The following is a 25268-nucleotide window of genomic DNA, read 5'->3' as shown; positions in this document are numbered from 1 at the left end:
TTCAAACGCTGCAAAAGGCGATTGTACGCCCCAGCGTAAGCTCCGACAGTGCTCTCTCCCGCGGGGCATAATCGAGCGCCTGAAAGCGCGGACAGCCGGCCAGCGCTCGCGCCTGACCGGCTGTCCGTTGTGGACGTCGGTGAAATTTTAATCTGAAGCGAGCAGACTTAGCGTCTTCTCCGACGTCCTCCCGCTTCGGCTGGTCGCCGCTAGCTCAATTGTGTTGGTCCCTTCCGTCAGATTAAGCGGAACCTGGAATACGTTCACATAGCGCGTACTGTATGGCGTCGTCTGCGTTGCGCCGTTCAGCTTAACCTCCAGCTTGACACCCTCATTCGCTTGGCCCGTCAGCAGGTAGCTGCCGTTTTGAACATGGCTGCCGTCCGTATCGTCCAGAACAACGACGGGATCTATGGAGCCGTTCGAAGGGACGGGATTATGCGTCGCGCCGAACGGATCCGAGGAAGCTAACGAGAATTTCACGGCATCGGCAATCGTATACTCGTTCGTGGAAGTTGACGTTATTTTAACATATTGGTTTGTTCCTGCCTCAAACGGATAGGTGCCGATCCATACCCATTGATTGCCGTTCGTCTTCTGATTCACGGTTTTTGTCGTATCGGTACCGCCGTCGTATCCGATCTCCAGGCGGGCGGACGAGGCGCGGTCCGCGCTTGCATTCCACAGCATATAGACGTTGTATTCGCCTGGAATCGTCACGTAAGGCGTCCACGTCGCCTTCTTGTTGGCCAGCTTGTTGCTGTGAACATAGTCTGCGCCGAAGCGGGATGCCGAATAGCTGCTGGAAACCCAGCCCGTATCCGCGACGAATCCGCTGTCCTGGTTGTCTACGATGATGTCCAGCGGGACCTCCGGATCAGTTGGTTGTTCAGCGCCCTGGTGAACGGCTTCCAGGCCGGCATTGGTCGTTTTCATCATGTCGATCATATCGGTATAAGGCTGATCCTGCTGATTGACGAGTCCGATGTTGAAGTTTTCGCCGTCCTTCCGTCCGGTCACAGCTTGATCGTAGTAGGAGAACCACCCGGAACCGACAAAGAGCGGGTTCGTCAGTTGGCCTTCCGCTAAGGCCTTATAGCTGAGTCCCCGGTCCGCCACTGTCGGAACGCTCGTTGCCGCATTTACCGCGGACAGACCGTGCTGGGTCGTGCTGAACGTATGCTCCAGGTTTAGCAGCGGTTTGCCATAGTCCTGATAGCGTGCCATCCAATTCGGATCGTTCGTATAATTGTCGACCGAGAATGCGTCTACGTAAGCCATCGATGCCGAATCCCAATCGAGGCTGGTACGCCAAGTCGGAACGACCGACGAGCCCAGAAATAAATGGTTCGTATCGTAGCGGGCGATGATCGCTCTGACCGTAGCGTAATAGGTTCTGGACGCAAGCTTGATATAGGCCGATACGTCGGCGGAAGGAACCTTGGACAGCGTGATCGGAACCGCTTTCAAATCCTCGAACGATGCTGCATTCGTCCCCAATATCTGGTTGGTCTCCGCGAGATCCTGATTATGCCGTTCGGCGAACAGCTCGACGAACTTTGCCTTTGCGGGCGAATCCGCACCCATGCTCAGCACCTTTGCGACGATGTCGGCGTTCCACCCCGCCTCGTTATCGTACGTATAGCCGATAAGCCAGGGATCGCCGGCCGCCGCCTGGAGCTGCGGCTGAAGCGAAGCCTCGATCGTCGATTCGGCCTGCGGATCGAAGACGTCGTACGTCCAATCGATTCTCTTCAGCGTGGGCGGGTCCTGCAAAACCATCAGATAAGGAAACGTAAGCGTATTCGGCTTCGACCACTTGCTGAACGCGTTGAATCCCCAGTCGATCAGCCGCTTTTTCGTGATATCCTCCCACTTCGTTTCATAATCGGTGCCGTATTTTTTTATGATATTCGCCGTCAAAAGACTTACTCGTTCGCCGTTGGCGTCATTGGAGTAAGCATCCGCATAGAGGATCGGATCGGGGAGTTCCTCGAACACTTTTCGTGGCGTGCCGTCCGATTTTTTAAGAGGCGTCCCATATCCCCACTCCCAGATGCTGGCGGCATCGACGCCTTTCATAATAAACGGATACCCGTCCGGCGTAATAAACCACCAGATACCGTCGATTTGCTGAAGCCTGAAATAACCGCTCGCGGTCTGTCTTTCCAGCGCTTTAATTCCGCCGTACGAATCGTAAATATCCGGATCCAGCTCGACATCCGCAAGTGCGGCGGCTTCCGTCGCATATTCTTGCTGCAGTTGCGCGTCCGTCGTCACCTTGCCCGGCCAATTGTCGTAGATCCACTGCCCGTACCGGTCCGCCATCAGGCCGTCCTTTTTCATCTCGTCCTGCAGCTCCGTAAGCGTCAATGCCGGACCGGGATTTTGTCCTTCGTCTCCGACGCCCCGATAGATCTGCACCTCGCTCAGCGGAATGTGCTGGTATGCATGCGACCGCTTCATGTCGATGACGATAAACCGGGCGACGGCGTCGTGAAGCGGAAAGTTTACGGCGTAATTCAGCGCGGTTCCGGTTCTGACATGCTTTCCCGCCAGATAATAATAATCCGTATTCGCCTCCGGCCGGTATTTGACGACGATTTCCTTAAACCCCCAATAGCTGTTCGGAGAATTCATGACGACGTTGATGCGGTCCAGCGGATAGTCTTTTAGCAGATCGATGACGACCTGCACCGTTCCAGGCAAGCTCCCGTTGCCCATCCATCCCGCATAGGTCGTCGTCGATCCGTCGAGCAGCTTGCCCGTAGCGGCAGGGATGATCCCCGTTGCGTTGTAGTCCGGAGAATTCCCCGCATTCGGCGCGAGGCTGAAATAATAGTTGCCCGTCCGGAGCACGGCTCCGGGCTGTTCGCCATGAATGCTGGCGGTCGGAACAAGAAATGCGGCTACCCATACGAAAGCCAAAAGGAGCGGCCAAAAACGAAACGTATGCCGAGTTCCCATGATGTTCGCCTCCCCAAAATGACTTGCCCAAGCAAAGGATAAAAAAAGAAAGCACGGTAGACGGGATTCGTCTGCAGCGCTTTCTACGAATAAAACTGCGGGCTATTCAGACCTGGTATAGCGCCTTGAGCGGCACCATGGATTCTTGCGGGACATAATACTTGAACTTGTCGTCGCTGATGCTGCCGAGAAGTTGGCGGCGGATCGGGTCTGCGCCCTCGAGCAGCTTGCCTGAGGCTTGATGATAATCGATCGGTCGCATCCAAAGCGGACTGTAGCCCATGAACAGCTGGCGGCGGGTAAACGAAGACGTATTTGGGGCGCCGGCGTGCCATACGTTTTGTGCGAACAGGAACACGTCGCCGGGTTTGCCGCACAGCTGCAATTCATCCTCGAGCTCGAGGTTTACGTCTTTATGGTTCGGGTCAAAGGGCTTTCTGTGACTTCCCGGGATCAGCTTCGTATTGCCCCGGTTCGGCTCCGACATATCGCTCAGCACATAGCAGGCCTTAATATAGTACGTCGCGGTCAGTCCGCTTGTTTTCGGGAACTGGGGATGCGGACCGTCCTGATGCCAATCGATAAAGCTGTTCGTCGCCGTCTTCTTCAGCTCGGGATTCGGCTTTCTTACGGTCAGATGCGAGATATGGAGCTGGATGTTGTAGCCGAGCAGGTTGACGACCAGCGGCAGAATCGTCGGCTCGTCGATCAGCGACAGAAATTCCGGATGGCGCTCCACGCTGTTATAAATGTTGTAGGACAGACTCTCCTCTTCCTCCGCCAAGACGGCGTCCACCGCCTCGTTCAGCCGCCGGACCCGATCCGCGTTTAAAATGCCGGGCAGCAGCAGATAGCCTTGTTCTTCGAACTGCTTCTTCAGCGCCTGTATATCCGGCTTCTTGCGATCGATATCTTGATTCACTTCGCTTGCACCTCCATTCTGATTCATTTGTTTCCGTAGCCGAGCGCGGCGAGCTGCTCCTGGGCCGTATCCGTGAACAGCTTATATTTCATCGTCGTTTCGAGGGTTTTGAGGAATTTGTCGTATTCGCCCAGGTCACGCTGACCGTACGCGAACTTTGCCAGCTCTTCCTTGATATACCGATCCGCGTCGGAGGCGACATAACCCTCGGGCAGATCGACGAACCAGTTCAGCGTTTGAATGCGGGGCTGATCGCCCGCGAACTTGATAGATGCCGCCTGCGGCACGAATTTTGTCTGCAAGTATGCCATTTCGGGACGGCCTGTGAACTGGTACAGCCACGAGTAGCCGACTTCGCCCGCCTTATCCGTCATGACGACTTTGTCGCCGTCCTTCGTATAATGCGTCCCTTCGACGCCGAACTGCACGAGCATCGATCCGCCTGTCGGATCGGACACATAGTTCAGCAGATCGAAAACGCGTTGCAGTTTCTCCGGATCCTTCTCGAGCGCCTTCGGGATCGCGTACCGTCCCGGCGTATTGCCGATTTCCCAGGATCCGTCGAACTTTCCGGCCGGTCCGGCAGGCGGCTCGATCTGAATCCATTCCGCTTTCGGGTTAACGGCTTTGATCTGCTCGATCATGTTTTCCTTCGTCATGTTCGGCCAATCGATCCAGATGATGCCGGCCTGGCCCTTGAACGCCTTTTCCTGATGCTGCATCGCCGTATTGGCAAGCAGCTCCGGATCGACGGAGCCCGTCGCGATCATGTCCTTGATGAAGGCGAGCGCATCCTTCATGGCCGGATCGTACAGCGCATTTACGAGCTTGCCGTCCTTTTCATAGACCGAGCCTGGCGTGCCGACGCCAAAGGCGCCGAACACCGGCGCGAACGCCCCGTTCAACTCGGCTCCCGTGAGACCGAACGTATCCTTCTTGCCGTTCTTGTCCGGATCGTCGTTCGTAAAGCTGGCCGCGACGGCCTTCAGGTCTTCGATCGTCTTGGGCACTTCCAGTCCCAGGTTGTCGAGCCAATCCTTGCGGATGAAGTACGTGTTGTAGGGAATTTGCGAGCTTTTGGATATCGCGTAAACTTTGCCCCCGACTGCTCCTTTCTTGACGTTTTCCTCGCCGATGAAGTCGGTGACCTGCTTCAGCCGGTCCATATAGGGCGTCAAGTCCAGCAGCAAGCCCTGCTTGGAAAACTCGATCAGCTGCTGCCGGTCGAGCGCGAACATATCCGGGAAATTGCCGGAGGCCATCCGGACGTTCAGTTGATTTTTGTAGTCGTCGCCGGAGGCGTAAACGGTCAGGTTAAAATCGACGTTAAGCGCTTTGTCCAGTTCCTTCTTGATGATGTCCTGATCGGGCGGAGGCAGATTGTTGCCGGTCTCGATCACCTCCAGCTTGATCTTTTTATCGGGATTGGCGCTGGCCGTGGGCGATGCGGAATCCGTGCTTGCCGGATTCGATGCGGACGACGGGCTTGCAGGCGACGTGGAGGCTTTGCTTCCGCCTCCGTTGCCGCACCCTGAGACGACGGCGCCGAGCAACGCGAAGGACGTCAAGAGAGCGGACGCCCGTTTGATTGAATTCGAGGACATGGCGAACCCCTTTCATACGCTATATTGGAGCGGCCTCCATCCGTCTGGCCAGTAACCGGACGGCGACCGGGTCACCCTTTGATCGAGCCGAGCAGCATGCCTTTGGTGAAATACTTTTGTATAAACGGATACACGACGAGCACCGGCAGGCTGGCGATCATGACGGAAGCCATCTGCATGGTTTGCGTCGGCGTGATATTTTCGGCATTTTCAAGCGGCTGCTGGCTTTGCATTAAAATTTCGCGCACGATGACCTGAAGCGGGAACAGCGTCCGGTCGGTGACGTAGAAGATCGCCTGGAAAAACTCGTTCCAGTGGCCGACGAGGTAGAACAAGCCGACGGTCATAATGACGGGTATCGACAGCGGCGCGACGATCCGGCACAGGATGCGAAACTCCTTGGCCCCGTCGAGGCGCGCGGATTCGAACAGCTCCTCTGGCAGCCCCTCGAAAAAGCTTTTCATGATCAGGACGTTAAAGCTCCATATCGCATTCGGCAAAATCATCGCCCAGATCGAATCGATCAGGCCGACGTTTTTGACGATCAGGTAAGTCGGAATCAGGCCTCCGTTAAAAATCAGCGTGAAGACGATCATGAGCAGAACCAGCCGGCGGCCGGGCAGGGTTTTGCGGCTGAGCGGATACGCCATCAGGCCCGTCAACGCAAGATTGATGGCGGTGCCGACTACGGTGATCAGCACGGTGATTTTAAACGCCTGCGGCAGATTCGATTGCGTCAGCAGCGTTTTGTAAGCGGAAAACGTTACGTCCCTGGGGATAAGAATAAATCCGCCGTTGCGCAGCACCTCGCCGAAAGGCGTGATCGATACAGAGATGACATACAAGATCGGGAATATGGCCAGCAGGGCGCAAATCACGAGTACGGCGTAGACGAAGATGTTGAACAATCTGTCATCCAGGCCTTTTACCATATCCCTTCCCCCCATCTTTTGGCCACGTTGTTGGCGAACAGGACGAGCGCCATGCCGATCAGCGATTTGAACAGCCCGACGGCGGAGGCAAGACTGAAATTCAGCTGCTGCAGACCCGTGCGGTACACCCAAGTGTCCAGGATGTCGGCGACCGGGTACACCTGGATATTGTAGAGAATATAAATCTGGTCGAAGCCGGCGTCGAGCAGATGGCCGAGCTTTAAAATAAAGAGCAGGACGATGACGCTGCGTATGCCGGGGATCGTAATATGCCAGATCATCCGGAGCCGGCCCGCGCCGTCCACCCTTGCCGCCTCGTACAGCGTCGGATCGATGCCCGCCATCGCAGCCAGGTAGATAATCGCTCCCCAGCCTAGATTTTGCCAAACCTCCGATCCGACCAGCACGCTGCGAAACGTCTCGGTCGACGTCAGGAAAGGATAGGAGCTGCCGCCGGCCTCGACGAGCCAACGGTTCACGATGCCGCCGTTTTGCGAGAACAGCGCGATCAGGATGCCGAAAATGATCACCCAGGACAGAAAATGCGGCATATAGGTCAGCGTCTGAACGATAGACCGCAGCCAGCGGATCCGGCACTCGTTCAGCAGCAGCGCGAGCAGAATCGGCGGAATCGTGCCCCAGACGAGCTTGTATAGGCTGATCAGCAGCGTATTCCGCAGCAATTCCCCGAAGTAGGGCGACTGGTAGAACGTCTCGAAATGCTTGTACCAGGGATTCGTCCAGGGGCTGTGCAAAATGCCTTCCGTCATCGAGAAGTCCTTAAAGGCGATCACCATGCCGTACATCGGGAGGTACCGAAAGACGAGGTAAAATAATACGCCGGGCAGCAGCATGACATAAAAGGGCCAATATTTACGCAGGACAGTAAGGGCCATACGATCCTCCTTTCAGATGGCTCGGCTTGGATGTAAGCGTTATCTGAAATTAGTGTATGACAAACCCCGCCTCTCCCGTTATGCGCAAAACCCGTAAAAATGTTCGACTTTCCAACCTGTACGCTTTTTAGCTTTGGATAGACAGCGGAAGCTCGACGCGCACGACTGTGCCGACGCCCTTCCGTCCGCCGATGCGCAGACCGTACGGCTCGCCGAAGTGGATGCGGATCCGCTCATGGACGTTCGCGAGGCCGATGCCGGTAAAAGAATGACGGGAAGGCTCGGCCGCCTGCTTGCGGTAGACGGCCCGAATGTCGCTCCGGCCCATGCCGATGCCGTCGTCGCGGACGTACAGTCGCAGCCGCCCGTCATGAACATCCCCTTTTACGACGACGCTGCCTCCGCTCTTCGGCGCGAGACCGTGAAACAGCGCATTTTCGACGAGCGGCTGCAGGGTCAGCTTCAAAATGCGCAGCTGCAACAGCTGCGGCGCGATCTCGATCCGGCAGCCGTACTTGGCGCCGTAACGAACCTGCTGGATGTGCATATACATGCGGAGGCCTTCGAGCTCCTCTTCCAGAGCGACGAATTCGCTCTGCCTGTCAAAGCTGAAGGTGAGCAGGCCGACCAGCGAACGGATCGTCTGCCGGACATCGTCGATCTTCTGCTGCTTGGCCATGCTGCTGATGCAGGCCAGCGTATTGTACAAAAAATGGGGCGCGATCTGGCTGCGCAGCATCTTCAGCTCGTATTCCTTCTTCTTTTCCTCCGCGCGCCTGGTCTCAAGAAGCAGGTGCTGGATCCGCGCCAGCATCGCGTTCAGGCTTCTCGCGAGCTTGCCGATCTCGTCGCGGCGGTCCTCGGGCAGCCTGGAGACAACTTGGAAGTCATGCAGACGGTCCATTTTGTTCGCCAGTCCCCGGATCGGCCTCGTCAGCGTCCGCGACAGCATATAGGCGCTGAAGAGCAATATAACGACCCAGAGCATGGTCGCATTGCGGTAATTGCCGTAGAGCGGCTGCAAATCCTTGTAGAAGCTGTCTTCCGGAATAAAAGCGATCAGCGACCACCCCAGCCGGTTTTTCGCCGATTTCACGGCGATGAGCCGTTCCCCGTTTACGGTCATGTCGTCCGCTCCGGTTTTGAGGCCCGGCAGCTTGGCCGTAAATTCGGGGAGCAGCTCGGGCGGATAGGTCCCCGGCATGACAGGGAGCAGCCGCTCGCCCGCTTCCATCCGGTTGATGACGTTTCCGTTCGCGGTGACCAGCGTGAAGGCTTGATAGATCAGCGGCGAGATGCGGGATACGAGGAGATCGAGTCCCAGCTCGGCAATGATGACGCCCTGCACTTCATTGTTCCGGTCTTTGACCGGCATCATATAGGCGAGCGTGCGCCCGGACAGCGGAGATAGGTACGGTTCGCTTACTTGGATCGAGCCATAATTGTCAAGCGCCTGCGCGTACAGCGCCTCCAGGTGGGGATTACCGATAATATCATAATTGACCTGGGTATTGGAGAAAACTTTGCCGTCGCTCCGCACGAAGTAAAGCGTCCGGACGACCGAGCTGTTGTAATCGGCAAAGCTCTGCAGCGTACGGACCGCCTCCGTTTCGCTGCCGGACGCCAGCAGGTCCTGTCTCGTGGAGAGCAGCAGCAAAATGTTCTCGACGTTGTCCAGCGTCGCGTCGATGTATTGATTCGTCCTCGCCACGAGCAGCTCTGCATCCTTCGTGACCTGATCCTTGAGCAGCGTCTCTGCTTCGCTCAAGTTGCTCCAGGCCAGCGGCAGAAACAGCAGCAGCGTGACCAGAAACAAATAAAAAAACTGCTTCGTGGCGATCCCCATATGACTAAACCGGGCGATGAGCTTCATGTTCGGTTCTCCCTCCCGTCTCCTTCTCGTTCGGCCGGATAACCCAGACGCTTCACGTCGGTCGGCGCCGCTCCCGCCCAGTTGCGGAACGTGGACGTAAAGTAGCGGTAGTTGGGAATGCCTACGGCTTCCGCAACTTCATACACCTTCATGTCGGTCTCACGCAGCAACCTCAGCGCCTTCTCCATCCGGAGCCGAAGCACGAATTGATGCACCGATTCTCCGGTTTCTTCCTTGAACAGCCTGCCGAAATACTCGGGTCCGAGACCGATCTGTGCGGCGACGATCGGCAGCGACAGCGGCTGCCGCAAATGCGCCTGAATCCAGCTCCGCGCTTCGACGATCTCGCGGCGCGGTCCGAATACAGGGGATGCGCGCACGATGGCTTCCCACCGCCTCTCAAGCTCTCCCCAATCCGTGGCGCCGATGAGCTCGCCATGCGGATCGGGCTGGCCCGGACGCGACCGCGCCAGCCATTCGGTCGTCCAGCCGGCGAGCCACCGCTTGAGGGCGGCGGGACGAAAACGGCGACCGGCGCACCACGGCGCGACTTCGTCCCGCATCGTCCGCAACAGACGGTCGGCATTCATCCCGGCTTGGCCGAGCAAGCCGGACAAATGACGCCGATGCGCGTGCTCCAGCTCGGAGAGCGGCTTGGGCGAGCCGATTTTGACGCTTGGCGCGGGGGCGGCGTCGTAAAAATCGGCTTCCTGCCACCAGCAGACAGGCCCCAGGAGCGCCCAAACGTCCGCCCGGCTTGCAGCCAAGCCGCCCACCGTCGCGGAGAGGCCGATTCCTTTTGTGCCGGTCACCGGCGTCTCCTTGCTCTCCGCCTCGGCCTGCAGTCCGCCGAGAAGCCGTTCCAGGCGCGGCTCGACCTCCTCCGGTTCCTCGGCTTCCGAGAACCACAAGGCGTATTCGCCGCCTCTCAGCGGGAACCAGGTCTTGCAGGACGGCGTACGCCGTTCAAAATCGAGCAGCCCCTCCTGGACGGCTTCCTGCGCGATCCGGAGTTCGTCCTCCGGGACCGTCAAGCGAAGGAGCGCAAATCGCAAAGGCCGCCATTCTTCCGCGAAGCCGAGATGCGCCCAGTCTTCCGCGGAAATGTCCGCCTGCGCCGGCAGTCGTTCTCTGCCGTTTGCATGGCGATGCTCCGTTAACCGCATATCCAATCTTCTCGCCGCCTTCAGCCTGCGAAGCACGATCTCTCTGCCCAGATGGCCACGGTCCCGCAGCAGCGTCTCCCTTGCCTTCCGCAGCGCGCGCTTCAGCTCTTCTTCGTCCAGCGATACCTTCAGGATGTAATCCGACGCCCCGAGCGCGATCGCTTCCTTCGCATACGCAAAATCGCTGTGGCAGGTCAGCAGGATGATCTGCGCGACCGGATGGTTTTTGCGCAGCTCGCGGATAAAGGTCAAGCCGTCCATAATCGGCATCGTAATATCGGTCACGACGATGTCCGGCGAATGCTTCTCGCATAACGCGAGCGCCTCCTTGCCATTTTCCGCCTCTCCGATCAGGACGGCGTCGCAATCCGCCCACGGAAACGCGCGCAGCTCCTCGCGAATCGGATATTCATCGTCGACAATCAAAACGCCAATCGGTTTCATCGTCATATAGCGCGAAGCCCCCCGCCCTCTCTTCTGTTTTTATTTTTATGCTTGGCATCGCCATAAATGGCATTAGCGGCAAACGCAAACAGGACGAAGCGGCTTTTGTCCGCTTCGTCCTGCTTGCCTATTCGTATGCCTTACTTATGGCGTCTCGCTTCCAGCGGGTGGCCGATCACGGGAAATTCTCCGATTCTCAGCTTGGCGCCGCCGTACGGCACGAGCGCAAGATCCACAATCGGTTGACCGTCCGCGTTCGGGTGAAGCGGCGGCGTGCCCGCGCTGTTGCCCTCCATCTTCCAATTCCGGATCAGCTGCCCTTTCGTTTTAAGACGGACGGGCGATTTTTCTGCGCTGAACGGTTGATCGGCGACATCCGCCGTTTCGACCGCGAATTCGTTGTCCGCCAACAATCCGTATTTCCACGGAGATCCAGGGTAAATTTCCCAATCGTGAAACTTCTCCCGCCTCGTAAGCAGCTGCCAGTTTTCCCGGATCGGCAGCGCGTAGACGAGCGGCCCCCTTTCGACGCTTGCCGCGTATAAATTGCGCGTGATCGTCTTCACCGTCATCGGCAGGCTCAGCGTCAACCGGTCGCCGCTCTCCCAATGGCGCGTCACTGCGGCATAGCCGCTTTTAACCTCAAGTTCGATGCGCTCGCCGTTCACCGTCAGCGTCGGATTCCCGCACCACGCGGGTATGCGAAGCGAAATGCCGAAGGCAGCCGGATCGCTCAGCTTGAGCGAGATCTCGACCGATTCGCGGAACGGGTAGCTGCCGGCAACCTCGATTTCCGCGACTGCGCTGCGCCGTTCTCCCACTTCCGCTTTCACCGTGCAAGGCGCATAGGAGATCGCCGCCAGTCCGCCAGCGCGGTCAGTCATCCACAGATGCGAGACGAATTTCGGCCACCCTTGGTGCATATTCGCCGTGCAGCAGCCGAAATGCGGCTCCAGTCCGAATACGTTCGCGTCTGCGTCGTTGCTCCAAGCGCGCGGCGCGACGTTGCACATCATTTGGTTCACCTGCTGATCGTACTGGTGCGACGTCCAGTCTCCCGAGATCGCCGCGGGCAAGGCGTTAAACGCGACTTTCTCCAGAATGTCCCCGAACCGGCCTTCACCGAACACGCGAGCGAGCTGCTCCATGGAGAACATATATTCCACGACGGCGCACAACTCGACGCCTTGACTCGGATGCGTGCCGGACAGCCATTCGTCGCCCGAGAACATGCCATGAGCCTGCCCGTGGTAAGTCATCAGACTGTCGATGCCGCGGTGCACGGCTTCTTTTTCCCTCGCGTCTCCCGTAAGCTCGTAGCGCACGCCCGGCGCCTTGATGCCCATCGCGACATTGACCACATGCGTTTTCAAATCCCACTGCTCGACCTTCCGCCAGAACGGAAAGTTGCGGAACACATCGGTCCAGCCCGTCGTCTGACCGGCCACGATCGCAGCGAGCTCCAGCAGAAAGTCTTCCTGCGTCCTCCGATGCAGCCAATGGATACTCAGCAGCATCTCTATGCCGCGGGCTTCCGCCCACTCCAGCAAGGGCTGACCTTCGATCGTCTTGTACACGTAACGGAAAAACGACGTCATGAACGGAACGATTCGCGTGTCGCTGGACACCTCGGCGTATTGCGTCATGACCTTGAGCATGATCATGTATGGCCACCAGTCATGATTCTTGTCTACGCCGCTGGCCAATTCCTTCATCTGCGGACCGAACGAGCCGTCCTCCCGCTGACTGGCGAGCGACCATTCGATCCAGCGCTTCGCTTTGGCGATCAGTCTCTCGTCCTCAAGCAGGTAAGCTAGCGGCAGCAGTCCGTCCACATAGTATGGACCTCGTTCCCAGCTCTCCCCCGAGCCAGCCGTTGTCAGGCCCGACGTCCGCCCAATGTTCGTCCAGATGCCCGGTTAGTCCGTCCGCTTGAATGCGCAATTGATCGCGCAGCCATTCGCGGGGTTTGATGGCGCCGAGCGGCAACGCTTCGAATGCCGCATAGGTTTCTGTCAAAAGTCCTGCACCTCGCTCGTTTTGGGTTATCTCCCATCAAGTTTCGACGATTTGAATATAGCACGCTTGTTCCCTGCAAGCCGATAGCCTAACGCACACAAAAATGGTCCGATCGCAACCTCGATTGTGCGATTGCAGACTTGTCCTCCCCTTTTCTTTATACTGTTTAAAAGGCAAAATAGAAGAACGATCAACGTCACTGGAGGATACCGGATGTTCCAATTCATCTCTCCGCCCTTGCCGCACTTCATCTACTGCGGAGAAGACACGTATCCTGCGGGCGGGCGGCACTCCGACCGCTCGGGCATCGGCGTGTTCGATCTGCTGATCGTAACGGGCGGCTGTCTCTACATGGCCGAGGAATCGGCATTGCTCGAGATCCCTGCGGGCTCGTTCGCCCTTCTCCGGCCGGACCGCGCACATCGGTCGACGGGGCCTTGCCTGGAAGAAACCCATTTTTTCTGGGTCCACTTCCAGACGCTCGGCAGCTGGCACGAAACGGACCTGGAACTAGCGTCCGCCGATCTGCGCCCCGAAGACGCGCTTCACGAAATTCACCGGTTTGCGTATTATTTGCCGCGCTCCGGAAAGCTGGCGTCGCCGGATACCGCCTATGCCTGGATGCGACGCCTGCTGTCCTTGCAGGCGGACGCCTCGTCGCCTTCGCAATGGCGGCAGCAGCTCGTCTTCCAGGAGCTGCTGCTTCGCCTGCAAGAAGACACGACGATGCCCGAGCGCGACTCCTATCTGACTATCGCCGAAGAAGCCGCGGCTTATTTGCGCCGAAATTATCGGGATGCGTTGACGTACAATTCGATGTCCGAAGCGCTTCATTTCCATTCCAACTATGTTTCTCTCTGCATGAAGCGCGCCTTCGGTTATACGCCGCTCCAGTATTTGACGCACTATCGCATCGAAAAAGCCAAGCGGCTGTTGATCGATACGAACGAATCCGTCGGACGCATTGCAGAGGAGACCGGCTTCGGCTCGTTTCCTTACTTCGTACGCTGCTTCGGCAGACAGGTTGGCACGACGCCCAAGGCGTTCCGGATGCGATTTCGGCAAGGCTGAACCGGACGCAAAAAGCCTCGATCGAGACGCGCGGGGCTGATCGAGGCCGGCAAGCGAGGCGCGGGCGTTGCTGTGCCAATCCCTTTGCGCTTATGATGAGCGGAGAATTATGCTTTATCCTGTGCGCTGTCGATATGGTATAGCTAGATCAATTTGCGTCGGAAGTCACTTTGGGGGAGGCGCTGGACATGACGGCAAGCAGTGACCGCTCCAAGAGATCGGCGAGATCGCCGATCCTGAAGATGAGCCGCGGTCCGATCATCGGCTGGACTCGCCCTCGCCTTCGGCATCTTCTTCGACGCCTTTATCGTGCGGCTCTTGATCGTCCCGGCCGCCATGACGCTGCTCGGCAAGTCCGCCTGGTACTTCCCGAAGTGGCTCGACCGGATTCTGCCCAAGATCGACGTCGAAGGAGAGTCGCTGCGCAAAAACGAAGCCGAGCCGCAGGAGACGCTGCGGAAGGCCGTGCATTAAATCGTCAATAAGGTTTCTCGCATGCAAAAGCTCCGGAGAATAAATGCTCCGGAGCCAAACGCTTATCTCCCATAAAACTTCTGATATCGGCGGATCTTCCTGAAGACCGCCCGGTTGGGATGCTTGAGGAAAATATAAGGATCCGGGCTCGTATTGACCTCGAGGATCCATGGCTTCAGCGTTTTGTCCATTGCGATATCCAGCCCGATCTCCGAAATGCCCGGGAATGATTTTCTTAGCGAGCGTCCGGTCTGCACGCCCAGCCTGGCCAATGCCTTCAGCTTGGCGTCAACGTCTTTGATATGGGGTTTTAGCAGCGCCTCTGCGGAATGGATGGTTCCTCCGTTATGGTAGTTCGTCACGATTTTGCCTTTGGCGGCCGCTCTGCCGATGATGCCTGTCGTTTCCCACCGCTTCTGCGGCGAATATTGGGTCATCACGCGCAGATCGAACCGGTTTCCTTTATGCTTCAGCAGATGAATGCCCCGCTGGACCAGGTAGCCTTTTTTACGGGTTTCTTTGCACAGCGCACGGTAAAGGGCCTCGAAGCTGCCATAATGGGCTACCTTGCGGCCCGCTTGGTATTGGTAACCTTTCCTGTCCTTCTCTACACGCATTACGCCTTTTCCGTAAGAACCGTGTACAGGCTTCACATATACCATCCCGTAGCGATTTAGCATGCGCATTAAACTTCCGCCGGTCATTTTTGCCGTGGCTGGCAAAAAGCCCGATACTTGTTTATTTCTTTGAAGCGCGATCGTTTTCGCCCACTTGCTGGATATGCGACGGATCATCGTTTCGCCCCTCACCGTGTTAATTAATGATCTCCTCATCCTATTCAGACGTCCGAACGCCGTATTGGACCGATGTACCTGAATGTCATGAATGGGCCAGACACGCCAAACTTCCGAAAAGCGCCGGCCTGCCGAGCTATTACAGACGGAACCGGTAACCCGCTCCCCACACCGTTTCGATGTAAGCCGGCGCCGAGGCGTCCTTCTCGATTTTTTCCCGCAGCTTGCGAATGTGGACGGTGACCGTCTGGGTGTCGCCCATCGCATCGATGCCCCAGAGACGGTCGAACAGATGATCCTTGCTGAAAACCTGATTCGGGTGCTGCGCCAGGAAGTAGAGCAGGTCGAATTCCTTGGTCGTAAGCGCGACCTCTTCCTCCCGGATAAAGGCCTGTCTGGTATTCGCATTGATTCGCAGCTCGCCGATCTCCATATCGCCGGTTCTCGCATTACGTCCGGTCAGCCTGTCGTAGCGGGCAAGATGCGACTTGACGCGCGCCACCAGCTCGGCCGGCTTAAAGGGTTTGCCGATGTAGTCGTCCGCTCCGAGACCCAATCCGCGAATGACATCGATGTCTTCCCTGCGCGCAGTCACCATCAGAATCGGGACATCGGACACCGCTCTGAGCGCCTTGCACACCTCGAAACCGCTGAGCTTAGGCAGCATGACGTCCAGTACGATCAAGTCGAACTTTCCCGTCATTCCAAGCTGCAGCCCTTTTTCGCCGTTATCGGCCAACACCGTCCGATAGCCGCTCATTTCCAGATAATCTCTCTGCAGCTCGGCGATGCTCGGCTCGTCCTCCACGATGAGTATCGTCTTACTCAGCGCCATCCGCCGCACCTCCTTCGATCGGAACCGTCAGGATTACCCGCGTTCCTTCCCCTTCCACGCTCTCCGCCCGTATGTCTCCTTCATGCGCCAGCATGATCTGCTTGGCAATGGCAAGCCCTAATCCGCTGCCGCCCGTACGCGAATTCCGCGACCATTCGGCGCGATAGAATCGATCGAAGATGTGGGGCAGCGCGTCCGCCGGAATGCCGCTTCCATTGTCCTCGATGACGATCGTGGCTTGACCGTTTTCCGTATGGGCGGACAGCCGAATCGACGGTCTCTCTTTGTCCATGTACTTCAAACTGTTTTGGATGACGTTGCCAAGGACGCGCTTGAAGGAATCCGGATCGACCCGGGCGAGGACGGACGCCCGTACTTCGAAGTCTGTCAGAAGTTCGACGCCGATTTTTTCGAGCTCGAATCGAAGATCGTCCGACCAATCGTTCAGCAGGCTGCGGACAGACATTGGCTGCATGCGGAAGGGAACCTTTTGCATGTCCAGCTTGGAATACAAAAACAGCTCGTCAATGAGTTTATCCAGTTCATCCGCTTTGGAGGCGATCGTTTTCATATATCTGTCATGCTTTTCCCGGGTATCGGCAATCCCTTCCATAATGCCGTCGACATAGCCTTTAATGGCGGTAATGGGCGTTTTGAGATCATGCGATATATTCGTAATGAGTTCTTTGCGATTTTTCTCGTACTGCATTTGCACCAGGATCGACTCCTTCAACCTTACCCGCATGGTTTCAAAAGTGACCCCGAGTTGTCCGATCTCGTCTTTGCCTTTGACTTCGATCGGCACGTCGAGCTCCCCCTCCGAAAAACGTCCTGCGGCCTGGCGCAGCGCAAGGAGGGGCCGAATGATGCGGGTGGACATGTAATAGGTCAAAGCGATATTCGTCAATAGCAAGACGGCGATGGCCGCGATGAACAAAATCGGGAACCACCTCTTGGCAAAATGAACGAGCGGATCGATTTTCGTAAGCAGGAACAGACTGACCGTCTCGTCGTCAGCCCCCTTTAAATCGTACTGCACGATCTGAAACCAATCATTATTGTTTATTTTTACCGTCGACGCTTTGTGGAAACCGGCATGTTCATAGGGAGGCAAGCCTGACACTAAGGCGGGAATGCCTTCGATTTCTTTTGAAGCGAAGATCGCCCTAGTTTCCTCGCGGACATAAATGGATATTTGCCGCGAAGCGAGTTCGGCGGACAAATCTTGCAAATAAGAGGTGTCCGTCAGCAACTTCGGATCTTGCATTAACGTTTGCTTGACCAAGTGATGATAGTCGCCTTCCTCGATGCCCTCGATTTTAGATTCATAAAACGATTTGATACTTTGGGCGTCCCCCCTGAAAACGATAAGCAGCAGACCCGAGATCAGCACGAGAAACAGCAGCGGGATGATCAGCATCGCCGCGTAGGACCAGAGCAATTTCCAACGAATCGACATGAACGGTTCCTCCTTCAATCGGACGATCGGCAGTCCGTTCGATTCATGATCGTATTAAATGGATTGAACGGAAATCGAACCTCCCGCACCTGCGACAGCGGGCATCATGCCGATCATCAAGGACACGCATTCTATGAATATTACGCCGAACTTTCTCGTTGTCGATGCCCTTCGTCCGCAGATTCCTCTAACTGTAACCGCGAACGATAAACCCGCCATGAAGCGTTTATTAAGCGTTTCTTAACCTTTTTTGTGATAAAATAAAGAAATTGATGCGCAATGGAAACGGAGAAGACCGGGTTTATTCCGATCCGTACGGGGGTAATTACCCTATGCTTATTTTCCCTGGCAGGAGAAAGGAGGTGTTGGCCGTGAAGCGCAACGAAGAAGACGTGCTTCTTCTTCAGGCGATGAAGGATACGCAGGACAAACGAATGTTCCAACGCTATCAGGTCGTTTTTATGTACAAGAACGGGTATTCGGTCAAAGACATTCAAGGCGTCTCCCAGCTTAGCGAGAAGACGATCTACACGTATATCCGCTCGTACGAGCAATCCGGCCTGGCCGGACTGTCCATCGGAAGCTCGCCCGGGGCGCCTCGCAAACTGACGGCAGAGCAGGAGACCCGCTTGATCCAATTGATCACGTCCAAGCAGCCGAGCGAACTCGCGCTGGCCGAGCAAGACAAGTGGACGCTCAAGCTCGTATCGACTTTGATCGAGCGGGAGTTCAACCAAACCTATACGCCTAGAGGAACGTCAAGGCTGCTGCAGGATCTGGGGCTGGTCTATTCGGATCCCAGAACGGCGCAGGCGCTTGGCGATAAAAAGAAAAGCCGCCCCCACCGCACAATTCGCATCCCCACGATTTTCCTCGTGCACAAGCCCCAAACGGACAGCGACTCGCATCTGCGGTTCATCGAGAACACGCTGCAGCTGCATCCGACGGGACGAATCGCGCTTATGCTCGGTCCGGATGAACGGACGGAGCCGATCGGCGAGGAAGATCTGTATGAGCTTATGTATTATCATCCCGTAGGCAGGCCGTGAACCGGACTGCCCGGTACCCTGCCCTGTCACCAAGAGGTTGCCCCCGGTCGCTTCGCGACTGCGGGACAGCCTCTTTTGAATCGCCGGCCTTTTAGGGGAGCCGGCCTGCGTCAAACAGAACTTCGAGCGATTGGACGCTGTCCCACGTTTTCTGAAGCATTTCAATCGCTTCCGTATCGACGGGAATCGCGCTGCCGCCCTCCCGCTCCTCCGGCGCTTCTTCGGCAGAATTGCTCCTCGTATAGAAGATGATATGATCCGCGTCTTCGCCCTTCTCCAGGAAAATCGACTCGACCACAATATTTTCGCTTCTCATCGTCTCGTAGACGAATTCCATCTTGTTCACCTGCATATCTTTGACGAAATCTATGAATTCCTGGGTCATTCCCGGCTTGATTTTCACTTTCAGACATTGGACTTCCACGTGAATCCCACCTCTCATTATGAATGGCGAGCGCTTGAACGAGGTCAATCTGGTGTATTTAATTTTAGAATTAACCTTTCGATTGCGGGATGAAACCGATGGCTTACGGCCGGCGCCATGCGCCGATCGATCTCATCCTTTACGAATCAACCGGTGCCCGTCGCTGCCTGGCCCCGATATCCCGCTTTTATTTGAACCAATGAATTACTTATTTGCGCACATTTGATTTCTTATCGCGCGGCCTTTTCTCAACCTTATTACGGTCATTTCCTTGAAAGGGATTCGTTCATCAAGCGAAGATAGAACGAACCTCCCGCCGCGCTCGTCGCCCGGACGTCCACCTCCCGTCCGGGCACGCGGTCCACCCGCGCGCGTCAGGCCTTGCGGAAGCGTGGCGGTCGTTCCATCAATCAGGAGCAAATTCGGGTTTGCCGACACGCACCGAAAAAACGAAAACCGTGCCGGGTTCGCCGGACGGTTCTACGCGGATGCTTCCTTCCATGAGCTCGCACAAGGTTTTGCAGATCGAAAGCCCTAATCCGCTGCCGCCATACTTGCGGGGCGTCGAGCCCCTCGCTTGAGAGAAAGGCAAAAACAGCCGATCGATCTCATCGGCGGGAATGCCGATGCCGGTATCCTTCACTACAAATTCGAGCGCGAGCCGGTCGTCCGTCTCCTCGAGCAGGCGCACCTCGATATAAATGCCGCCCGTTTCCGTGAATTTTACCGCATTGCCGATCAGATTGATCAGAATCTGCTGAAGCCGAGACCGATCCCCCCGGAGAAGCTCGGGAATGTCGGGCTCGACGGCAATCGTATATGCAAGTCGTTTTTCCCGTATTTGGGCTGTGAACAGCTCCCCGACCTGGTCAAGACAGTCCCCCAGCACAAAGAGCTCCTGCTCCAGTTCCATACGGCCGGCCTCGATCCGGGACAAATCCAGTACGTCGTTGACGATTTGCATGAGCGTATTGCCGTTTTTAGCCATGAGCTCGGCCAGCTCGGCTTGCTCGGACGTCAGTCCCGATTCCCGCAGCAGGTCCAGCACGCCGATGAAGCCGTTCAACGGGGTGCGGACCTCGTGGCTCATAAACGTTAAAAATTCCATTCTCGCCTGGGAGGTGCGTTCCGCCGCTTCCTTCGCTTCAATCAACGCTCGCTCCGCTTTTTTGCGGCTCGCAATATCGCGCACGGTGCAAGTCAACAGTCCCGAATGGTCGGCGGCCATGCCCCAATGCACCTCGGAGGGAAAAGATGTTCCGTTCTTGCGGCGCGTCTCCATCTCGAGCAGTTTGCCGAACGGCGGGTTCAAAGGTTCGCCCGCGCCGACGGCGGACGGGAAGAGCAGCGATACATGCAGGCCGTTCAGTTCTCCCTTGTCGTACCCCGTCATGCGCACGGCAGCAAGATTCGTCTCCAGAATGACGCCCGACGCATCGAGAACCAGCATGGCATCGATCGAGGCGTCCATCACCGCGCGCGCCTGCGCTTCTGCTCTCGCGAGCTGCTCGCCGGAGCGCGCGAGCTGCCGGCTCAAGCCCTCCAGCTCCCGCGCCTGCAGACTCATTTTCTTCCGGGCATCCCGCAGACTTACAAGGCACTGAATCCTTGCTTTGAGCACATTCGGAACGATCGGCTTCGTTATATAATCGAAGGCGCCCAAGGCGCAGTCTGTCGCCAAATCCCCGGCATCCGCCTCGGAACCGGAGATGAAGACGACCGGAATATGTGCAAAGCTGCTATCGGACTTGATATTGTCCGCCGTCTCGCATTGATTCGTCACGGGAACGTCGATCAGGATGACGGCAATCTCCTCGCGCAGCAAAAAGCGTACCGCTTCGGTCCCTGAGCGTGCGGGGACGAAGCGGTATGGTTCTCCATGGAGAGCGGCTTCGATCGCAAGCGTATGCGCCGGGTTTTCGGAGACGACCAGGATGTTCGCGGAATAGTTCCTTTCCACCTTTTTCCCTCCCTTGCTGTGTATTGGATGTTCTATATATCTGGATGCAGCTCGCCTTCATTCTTGAAGCGGCATGCGGATCAACCGAACATGCTGGAGAAGCATGCCGGCTTATTGTAGAATTAATTCCCATTTTTATATTATACGGGGTTAAGAATGCAGGTTCAATGCGATATTTAATTAAGATCCAAAAGAATTGTGTAATTAACATTTACCTATCGCAAAGAAAAAAGAAAGGCAGTCGGGGTCATATTGCTGATAATCGCACATATGTGCCCGCTTCTGCGCCATTCGTCATATCGACCACAATTGACCACAATTGACCGGAATCGACCGCAATCGACCGCAATCGACCGCAAAAATCCCCGATCAGTGGTTCGATCGAGGATTTCGGTTACGGACGTTATGGCAAAGCTCAGAAATTCGCTATGTCTTAATGTACGATTTGTTGCTTCCGCTCGGCATAGTCCTCCATCCTGTCCCACGGGATGTGGATAGCCGCTGCGGGACACGCCCCTGTAAATTCGTGAACGACTGCCGCATCGTCGATCTTCTCGAACGGCGTTCGCGCCGCGATAGTGAAACGTCTTGATGCGCGTCCCCTGATCCGCATATCCCCGCGAAGGCGTCTCGATGACGAGCTTCTTAAGAGAAGACTTCACTTCATCAAGGTCAATGCCTCGGTCGCGTTGCTTTTCTTCAAACCAGGCATATGCCCGATCGCCCATTTTGAACGTTTCCCCATCCAACTAGCAGGGCCTTACAGGGGCGCTATGCAATGGCTTCCCTGAATGCCCGGGTCAGCCCAAGCAAGTCCGCGCCTGGCTTAAAAATGCTCGACGTTCCCGCCACGAAAATATCCGCGCCGGCCTGCCGCATTATTTTTGCGTTTTCCCAGAAGAGGCAGCTCTTAGTTTCTGTAATCGAAACCTGAGAGCCGGCCTCTCTGTTTTTTCTCTTGGACATATCCTCTATCCTTCACAAATTCGACATTAATCAGGACATTCTCGCAGCTTTGACGCCATCCGCTTGGGCCTCCCGCTTACGATCGGACAACCGGTATAATTTAGTCCTTGTAAGGGAACGCTAGTTCGTATTAATATAAGAACAAATGTTCTGTAATTAACCTCGTCTCTCCGAGGCTCAAGGAGGAATCGCCATGCCGGTCAACATCGAAAAGTACGTCGGGCAAAGCGTGGAAATCATTTACGAGGATAGCAAGGGACGCTTCACGCAGCGGGTCGTCGCCGTATTCTCGGTACGCGGGGGCAAGGTGCGCGTGCTCGATTGGGGGAAGCGCGCGTTCCGCACGCTGTCGGCGAGCCGCATCCTCGGCGCCAGGCCGGTGAAGCACCATGCCTCATGAGCGAACGATTTTCCTGATCGACGGCCAATCCTTTTACGCATCCATCGAAAAGGCGCGCCATCCCGGCCTGATGAACAAACCTGTCGCCGTCGGCGATCCCGCCCGGCGCTCCGGTATCATCCTCGCGGCCTGCCCGATCGCCAAGGCCAAGGGCGTCACGACGGCCGAGCGGGTCGGCGAGGCGCTCGCCAAGTGTCCGGATCTAATCGTCATCCGCCCGCGGATGCAGACCTACATCGGCATCTCGCTGTTCATGACGCAGATCTACGAAGCGTTCACGGATCAGGTCGAGCCGTACAGCATCGACGAGCAGTTCCTCGACGTCACGGGCTCGATCCCCGCTTACGGGCCGCCGGAGCTGATCGCCGAGCTAATCCAGAATCACGTGAAGCTCTCCACCAATATCAATGTCCGCGTCGGCGTCGGCCCGACGAAGATTCTCGCGAAGATGGCGCTGGACAATTATGCGAAAAAAACGCCCGAGGGCGTATCCACGCTGTCCTTCGACAAACTGGAGGACACCCTCTGGAAGCTCCCCGTCCACAACATGTTCATGGTCGGCTCCCGCATGACGCGTCACTTCGCCCGCATGGGCCTCGCCGAGATCGGAGACATCGCACGCCTCGAGCTCGGCGACTTCAAGCGGCGGATGCGCCGCGAGATGAAAAAGCAGAGCGACATCCAAGCGGAATATTACTGGCAGACCGCGCGAGGCATCGATCCGAGCCCGGTCGTAGCCGGCATCCGCCACAAGCTGAAGTCGATCAGCCACGGCAAGGCGCTGCGCAGCGGCCTGTACCGCAAGCTAGAAGATATCGAGGTCGTCCTGCTCGAGCTCGTCGTCGAGGTATGCCGACGCACGCGCCGGCACAAGTGCAGAGGCAGCGTCGTCTCGGTCGGGGCGGCGGAGACGGACGGGACGCGCTCGTCCTGGTTCGGACGCCAGACCAAGCTGCTGCAGCCGACCGCGCTCACGCACGAGGTGGCGGCCGCGGCGCTGAAGCTGCTCCGCGAGCACTGGGGCGGCATGCCGGTCAGCCGCCTGACCATCTCGCTTGGCGGTCTTTCGGACGAGGGCGTCGACCAGCTCGACCTGTTCGAGGACCGGCAGGCCATTTTGCGGATGGAACGGGCGACGGATTACATCAAGGACCGTTACGGGAGCGATGCCATCATGCGGGCCTCCTCGCTGCTGGAGGCCGGCGTCGCACGGGAACGGGCCGAGCAGATCGGGGGACACTACAAATGAGCAAACTCGACGGCAACGACCGCTGGAACGCCAAGCTGTTGCTCACCGAACATCACGAACAATACGAAGAAGAGCATGCCGTCTCCCCCAAGACAACCGGCCACCCGACCGCAGACGAGCTGCGGATGATCCGCGACGTCATCGTGCTGCCGCATATGCTCACGATGGTTCAGCGGGCGATGGAGGAGGGCGAGCGCTCGGGCAATCTGCTGAGCCGGGTGACCCTGACAGGCGCTCAAGTGGTGCTCAACCTGATTACGCGGGACCTCCACGAGCTCCGCCGGGAACTCAGCAGCCGGCGTATCCGGCTGCTGAACAGCGACGAGCAGGTCGACCTCGTCATTTACCATCGCTACATATGCCGGGGCTACGAGGAACGCTTCGGCATCGTCCGGGAGGTGCTCCGCTCCGAGATCAGCATGCAGCTCGCAAGGTACATGGGCGAGATCACGCGGCATCTGCGACAGCTCGACAGCAAGGAAGCACGGGAGGCCCGCCGCTCCCCCGTCGCCGCCAAAGGGACGACTTAAGGACGGCTCGCGCCTACGTTTGTAGTGGCGCGGCGCGGTGCCGTCTCGTCCGTGCATCGATGCGTCCGATCAATCGGGCTCGCGCCACGCATCGCAGTCGTCGCTTGATTGGCCCTCCGTCCTCGGCGCCTCTCGCTCCCTCCGCTTCGCATTGAGCAGCCGTTGCGGTATACTACTTCCCAAAGAGGACTTGTTTGGTGCGAAAAGAAAGAGGGTTGCACGCGATGTGCGGACGTTATACGATTACGATTTCGTTCGAGGAACTGCTCGCTTATTATGCGGCCGACGACTCCGCCGGCTCGCCCTACGGCCCCCGGTACAATATCGCGCCCGGGCAGATGGTGCCGGCAATCGTGAACGACAGCACTCGCAACCGGCTCGGCCTGCTCAAGTGGGGGCTTGTGCCGCCTTGGGCCGAGGACCCGAAGGTCGGCAGCAAGATGCTGAACGCCCGGGTCGAGACCGTCGCGGAGCGGCCGGCCTTCCGCGAGGCGCTGCGCCGCAAGCGCTGCCTCGTACCGGCCGACGGCTACTACGAATGGCGGCAGACCGCGGACGGCAAGCGACCGATGCGCATCCGCCGCAAGGACAGCGCGCTGTTCAGCATGGCCGCCATCTACGAATCGTGGACCGCCCCCGACGGATCGAGGCTGAGTACGTGCGCCATTTTAACCGCGCCGGCACGGGGGCATCTCGCGGACATCCACGATCGCGTGCCCATTATCCTTAATCGGCGAAACGAGGCGGCGTGGCTCGATCGGAGCATCCAGCGTTCCGACGAGGTGCTGCAGCTGGCGATTCCGTTGGATCCGGCGGAGCTGATCGCAGTGCCTGCCAACCGCCGGGTCGGCAACGTGGCCAACGACGATCCCGGCTGCCTCGAGGCGGAAGACGAGCAAGGCGAGCTGTTCTGACGCTCGCGCGAATGCCAAAAAGACCCTGATTCCCGCGTTCGTGTCGGGAGTCAGGGTCTTTTTTGGGCTGAGGGCGGGCCTCGCCTGCTATACAGAAGGCGATCGGACCTATTGGGCCGCGGTACCGCGCATCGCCTGCTATAAAGAAGGCGATCGGACCATTTGGGCCGCGGCATGACGCATCGCCTGCTATACAGAAGGCGATCGGACCTATTGGGCCGCGGTACCGCGCATCGCCTGCTATACAGAAGGCGATCGGACCCATTGGGCCGCGGCACGACGCATCGCCTGCTATACAGAAGGCGATCGGACCATTTAGG

General features: G+C 57.4%; 22 protein-coding genes and 1 pseudogene. 7 read left to right on the top strand and 16 right to left on the bottom strand.

The features are described from left to right. Nucleotides 1-147: 147 nt before the first annotated feature. The 9 genes from ACFSR7_RS27900 to ACFSR7_RS27860 form a co-directional block, all read right to left on the bottom strand. Nucleotides 148-2967 carry a golvesin C-terminal-like domain-containing protein gene (locus ACFSR7_RS27900; protein WP_378167326.1) on the bottom strand — a complete coding sequence of 940 codons (2820 nt, stop codon included), beginning with the start codon at nt 2965-2967 and terminating at the stop codon, nt 148-150. A gap of 106 nt (nt 2968-3073) precedes the next feature. Then, nucleotides 3074-3889 (bottom strand): phytanoyl-CoA dioxygenase family protein, encoded by an 816-nt coding sequence (locus tag ACFSR7_RS27895; RefSeq protein ID WP_378167324.1) that lies wholly within the window; start codon nt 3887-3889, stop codon nt 3074-3076. Between the two features lie 23 nt (nt 3890-3912). Continuing rightward, entirely contained in the window at nt 3913-5493 is a 1581-nt protein-coding gene (locus tag ACFSR7_RS27890) for an extracellular solute-binding protein (RefSeq protein ID WP_378167322.1), read from the bottom strand. Between the two features lie 71 nt (nt 5494-5564). Beyond that, complete coding sequence (locus ACFSR7_RS27885; RefSeq protein WP_378167320.1) at nt 5565-6425, bottom strand: carbohydrate ABC transporter permease; 861 nt, start codon at nt 6423-6425, stop codon at nt 5565-5567. Further along, the gene (locus ACFSR7_RS27880; protein ID WP_378167318.1) at nt 6419-7321 is read right to left on the bottom strand and encodes an ABC transporter permease; all 903 of its coding nucleotides are present in this window, start codon (nt 7319-7321) and stop codon (nt 6419-6421) included. The genes ACFSR7_RS27885 and ACFSR7_RS27880 overlap by 7 nt, the downstream gene beginning before the upstream one ends. 127 nt (nt 7322-7448) lie before the next feature. Continuing rightward, nucleotides 7449-9194, bottom strand: coding sequence for a cache domain-containing sensor histidine kinase (locus ACFSR7_RS27875; protein WP_378167316.1), 1746 nt, complete (start codon nt 9192-9194; stop codon nt 7449-7451). Beyond that, nucleotides 9191-10810, bottom strand: a complete 1620-nt coding sequence (locus tag ACFSR7_RS27870; RefSeq protein ID WP_378167314.1) for a response regulator — start codon at nt 10808-10810, stop codon at nt 9191-9193. Before ACFSR7_RS27870 ends, ACFSR7_RS27875 begins: the two co-directional genes overlap by 4 nt. 134 nt (nt 10811-10944) lie before the next feature. Beyond that, nucleotides 10945-12639 carry a beta-L-arabinofuranosidase domain-containing protein gene (locus ACFSR7_RS27865; protein WP_378167312.1) on the bottom strand — a complete coding sequence of 565 codons (1695 nt, stop codon included), beginning with the start codon at nt 12637-12639 and terminating at the stop codon, nt 10945-10947. Next, on the bottom strand, nt 12605-12823 hold the full coding sequence (locus ACFSR7_RS27860) for a hypothetical protein (RefSeq protein ID WP_378167310.1): 219 nt from the start codon (nt 12821-12823) through the stop codon (nt 12605-12607). The genes ACFSR7_RS27865 and ACFSR7_RS27860 overlap by 35 nt, the downstream gene beginning before the upstream one ends. 213 nt (nt 12824-13036) lie before the next feature. Here ACFSR7_RS27860 and ACFSR7_RS27855 point away from each other — a divergent pair, with 213 nt between their 5' ends. After that, nucleotides 13037-13894 (top strand): helix-turn-helix transcriptional regulator, encoded by an 858-nt coding sequence (locus ACFSR7_RS27855; RefSeq protein WP_378167308.1) that lies wholly within the window; start codon nt 13037-13039, stop codon nt 13892-13894. 309 nt (nt 13895-14203) lie between these two features. After that, nucleotides 14204-14368, top strand: a complete 165-nt coding sequence (locus ACFSR7_RS27850; RefSeq protein WP_378167306.1) for a hypothetical protein — start codon at nt 14204-14206, stop codon at nt 14366-14368. Between the two features lie 62 nt (nt 14369-14430). Here the strand turns inward: ACFSR7_RS27850 and ACFSR7_RS27845 are convergent, their stop codons facing one another. From ACFSR7_RS27845 to ACFSR7_RS27835, 3 genes are all read right to left on the bottom strand, one after another. Continuing rightward, on the bottom strand, nt 14431-15162 hold the full coding sequence (locus ACFSR7_RS27845) for a YheC/YheD family protein (protein WP_378167304.1): 732 nt from the start codon (nt 15160-15162) through the stop codon (nt 14431-14433). Nucleotides 15163-15301: 139 nt separating this feature from the next. Then, nucleotides 15302-15997 (bottom strand): response regulator transcription factor, encoded by a 696-nt coding sequence (locus ACFSR7_RS27840; RefSeq protein ID WP_378167303.1) that lies wholly within the window; start codon nt 15995-15997, stop codon nt 15302-15304. After that, the gene (locus ACFSR7_RS27835; protein ID WP_378167301.1) at nt 15984-17456 is read right to left on the bottom strand and encodes a sensor histidine kinase; all 1473 of its coding nucleotides are present in this window, start codon (nt 17454-17456) and stop codon (nt 15984-15986) included. Before ACFSR7_RS27835 ends, ACFSR7_RS27840 begins: the two co-directional genes overlap by 14 nt. Before the next feature lie 371 nt (nt 17457-17827). Between ACFSR7_RS27835 and ACFSR7_RS27830 the strand changes: the two genes are divergently transcribed. Continuing rightward, the gene (locus ACFSR7_RS27830) at nt 17828-18505 is read left to right on the top strand and encodes a helix-turn-helix domain-containing protein (protein ID WP_378167299.1); all 678 of its coding nucleotides are present in this window, start codon (nt 17828-17830) and stop codon (nt 18503-18505) included. Nucleotides 18506-18596: 91 nt separating this feature from the next. Here ACFSR7_RS27830 and ACFSR7_RS27825 read toward each other — a convergent pair whose 3' ends face one another. The 4 genes and pseudogenes from ACFSR7_RS27825 to ACFSR7_RS27810 form a co-directional block, all read right to left on the bottom strand. Further along, nucleotides 18597-18929, bottom strand: a complete 333-nt coding sequence (locus ACFSR7_RS27825; protein WP_378167297.1) for a DUF6176 family protein — start codon at nt 18927-18929, stop codon at nt 18597-18599. 406 nt (nt 18930-19335) lie between these two features. Next, the gene (locus ACFSR7_RS27820; RefSeq protein ID WP_378167295.1) at nt 19336-20889 is read right to left on the bottom strand and encodes a hybrid sensor histidine kinase/response regulator; all 1554 of its coding nucleotides are present in this window, start codon (nt 20887-20889) and stop codon (nt 19336-19338) included. A gap of 457 nt (nt 20890-21346) precedes the next feature. Next, a pseudogene (locus ACFSR7_RS27815) lies at nt 21347-21617 on the bottom strand (sugar isomerase); the annotation flags it as partial. Between the two features lie 43 nt (nt 21618-21660). Beyond that, the gene (locus ACFSR7_RS27810; RefSeq protein WP_378167293.1) at nt 21661-21855 is read right to left on the bottom strand and encodes a hypothetical protein; all 195 of its coding nucleotides are present in this window, start codon (nt 21853-21855) and stop codon (nt 21661-21663) included. Nucleotides 21856-22048: 193 nt separating this feature from the next. Here ACFSR7_RS27810 and ACFSR7_RS27805 point away from each other — a divergent pair, with 193 nt between their 5' ends. From ACFSR7_RS27805 to ACFSR7_RS27790, 4 genes are all read left to right on the top strand, one after another. Beyond that, complete coding sequence (locus ACFSR7_RS27805; protein WP_090117551.1) at nt 22049-22255, top strand: hypothetical protein; 207 nt, start codon at nt 22049-22051, stop codon at nt 22253-22255. After that, nucleotides 22245-23504, top strand: a complete 1260-nt coding sequence (locus ACFSR7_RS27800; protein ID WP_378167291.1) for a DNA polymerase IV — start codon at nt 22245-22247, stop codon at nt 23502-23504. The genes ACFSR7_RS27805 and ACFSR7_RS27800 overlap by 11 nt, the downstream gene beginning before the upstream one ends. Beyond that, a complete protein-coding gene (locus tag ACFSR7_RS27795; RefSeq protein ID WP_378167290.1) occupies nt 23501-24034 on the top strand; it encodes a YhjD family protein in 534 nt (177 codons plus the stop codon). Before ACFSR7_RS27800 ends, ACFSR7_RS27795 begins: the two co-directional genes overlap by 4 nt. A 197-nt stretch (nt 24035-24231) precedes the next feature. After that, nucleotides 24232-24948, top strand: a complete 717-nt coding sequence (locus tag ACFSR7_RS27790; protein ID WP_378167288.1) for an SOS response-associated peptidase — start codon at nt 24232-24234, stop codon at nt 24946-24948. The last annotated feature ends 320 nt before the right edge of the window (nt 24949-25268 follow it).

It is taken from the genome of Cohnella sp. GCM10020058, from assembly GCF_042683485.1.
Lineage (GTDB): Bacteria > Bacillota > Bacilli > Paenibacillales > Paenibacillaceae > Cohnella.
Note: the sequence above shows the minus strand (reverse complement) of the source record. Positions and strands in the feature narration are given on the sequence as shown.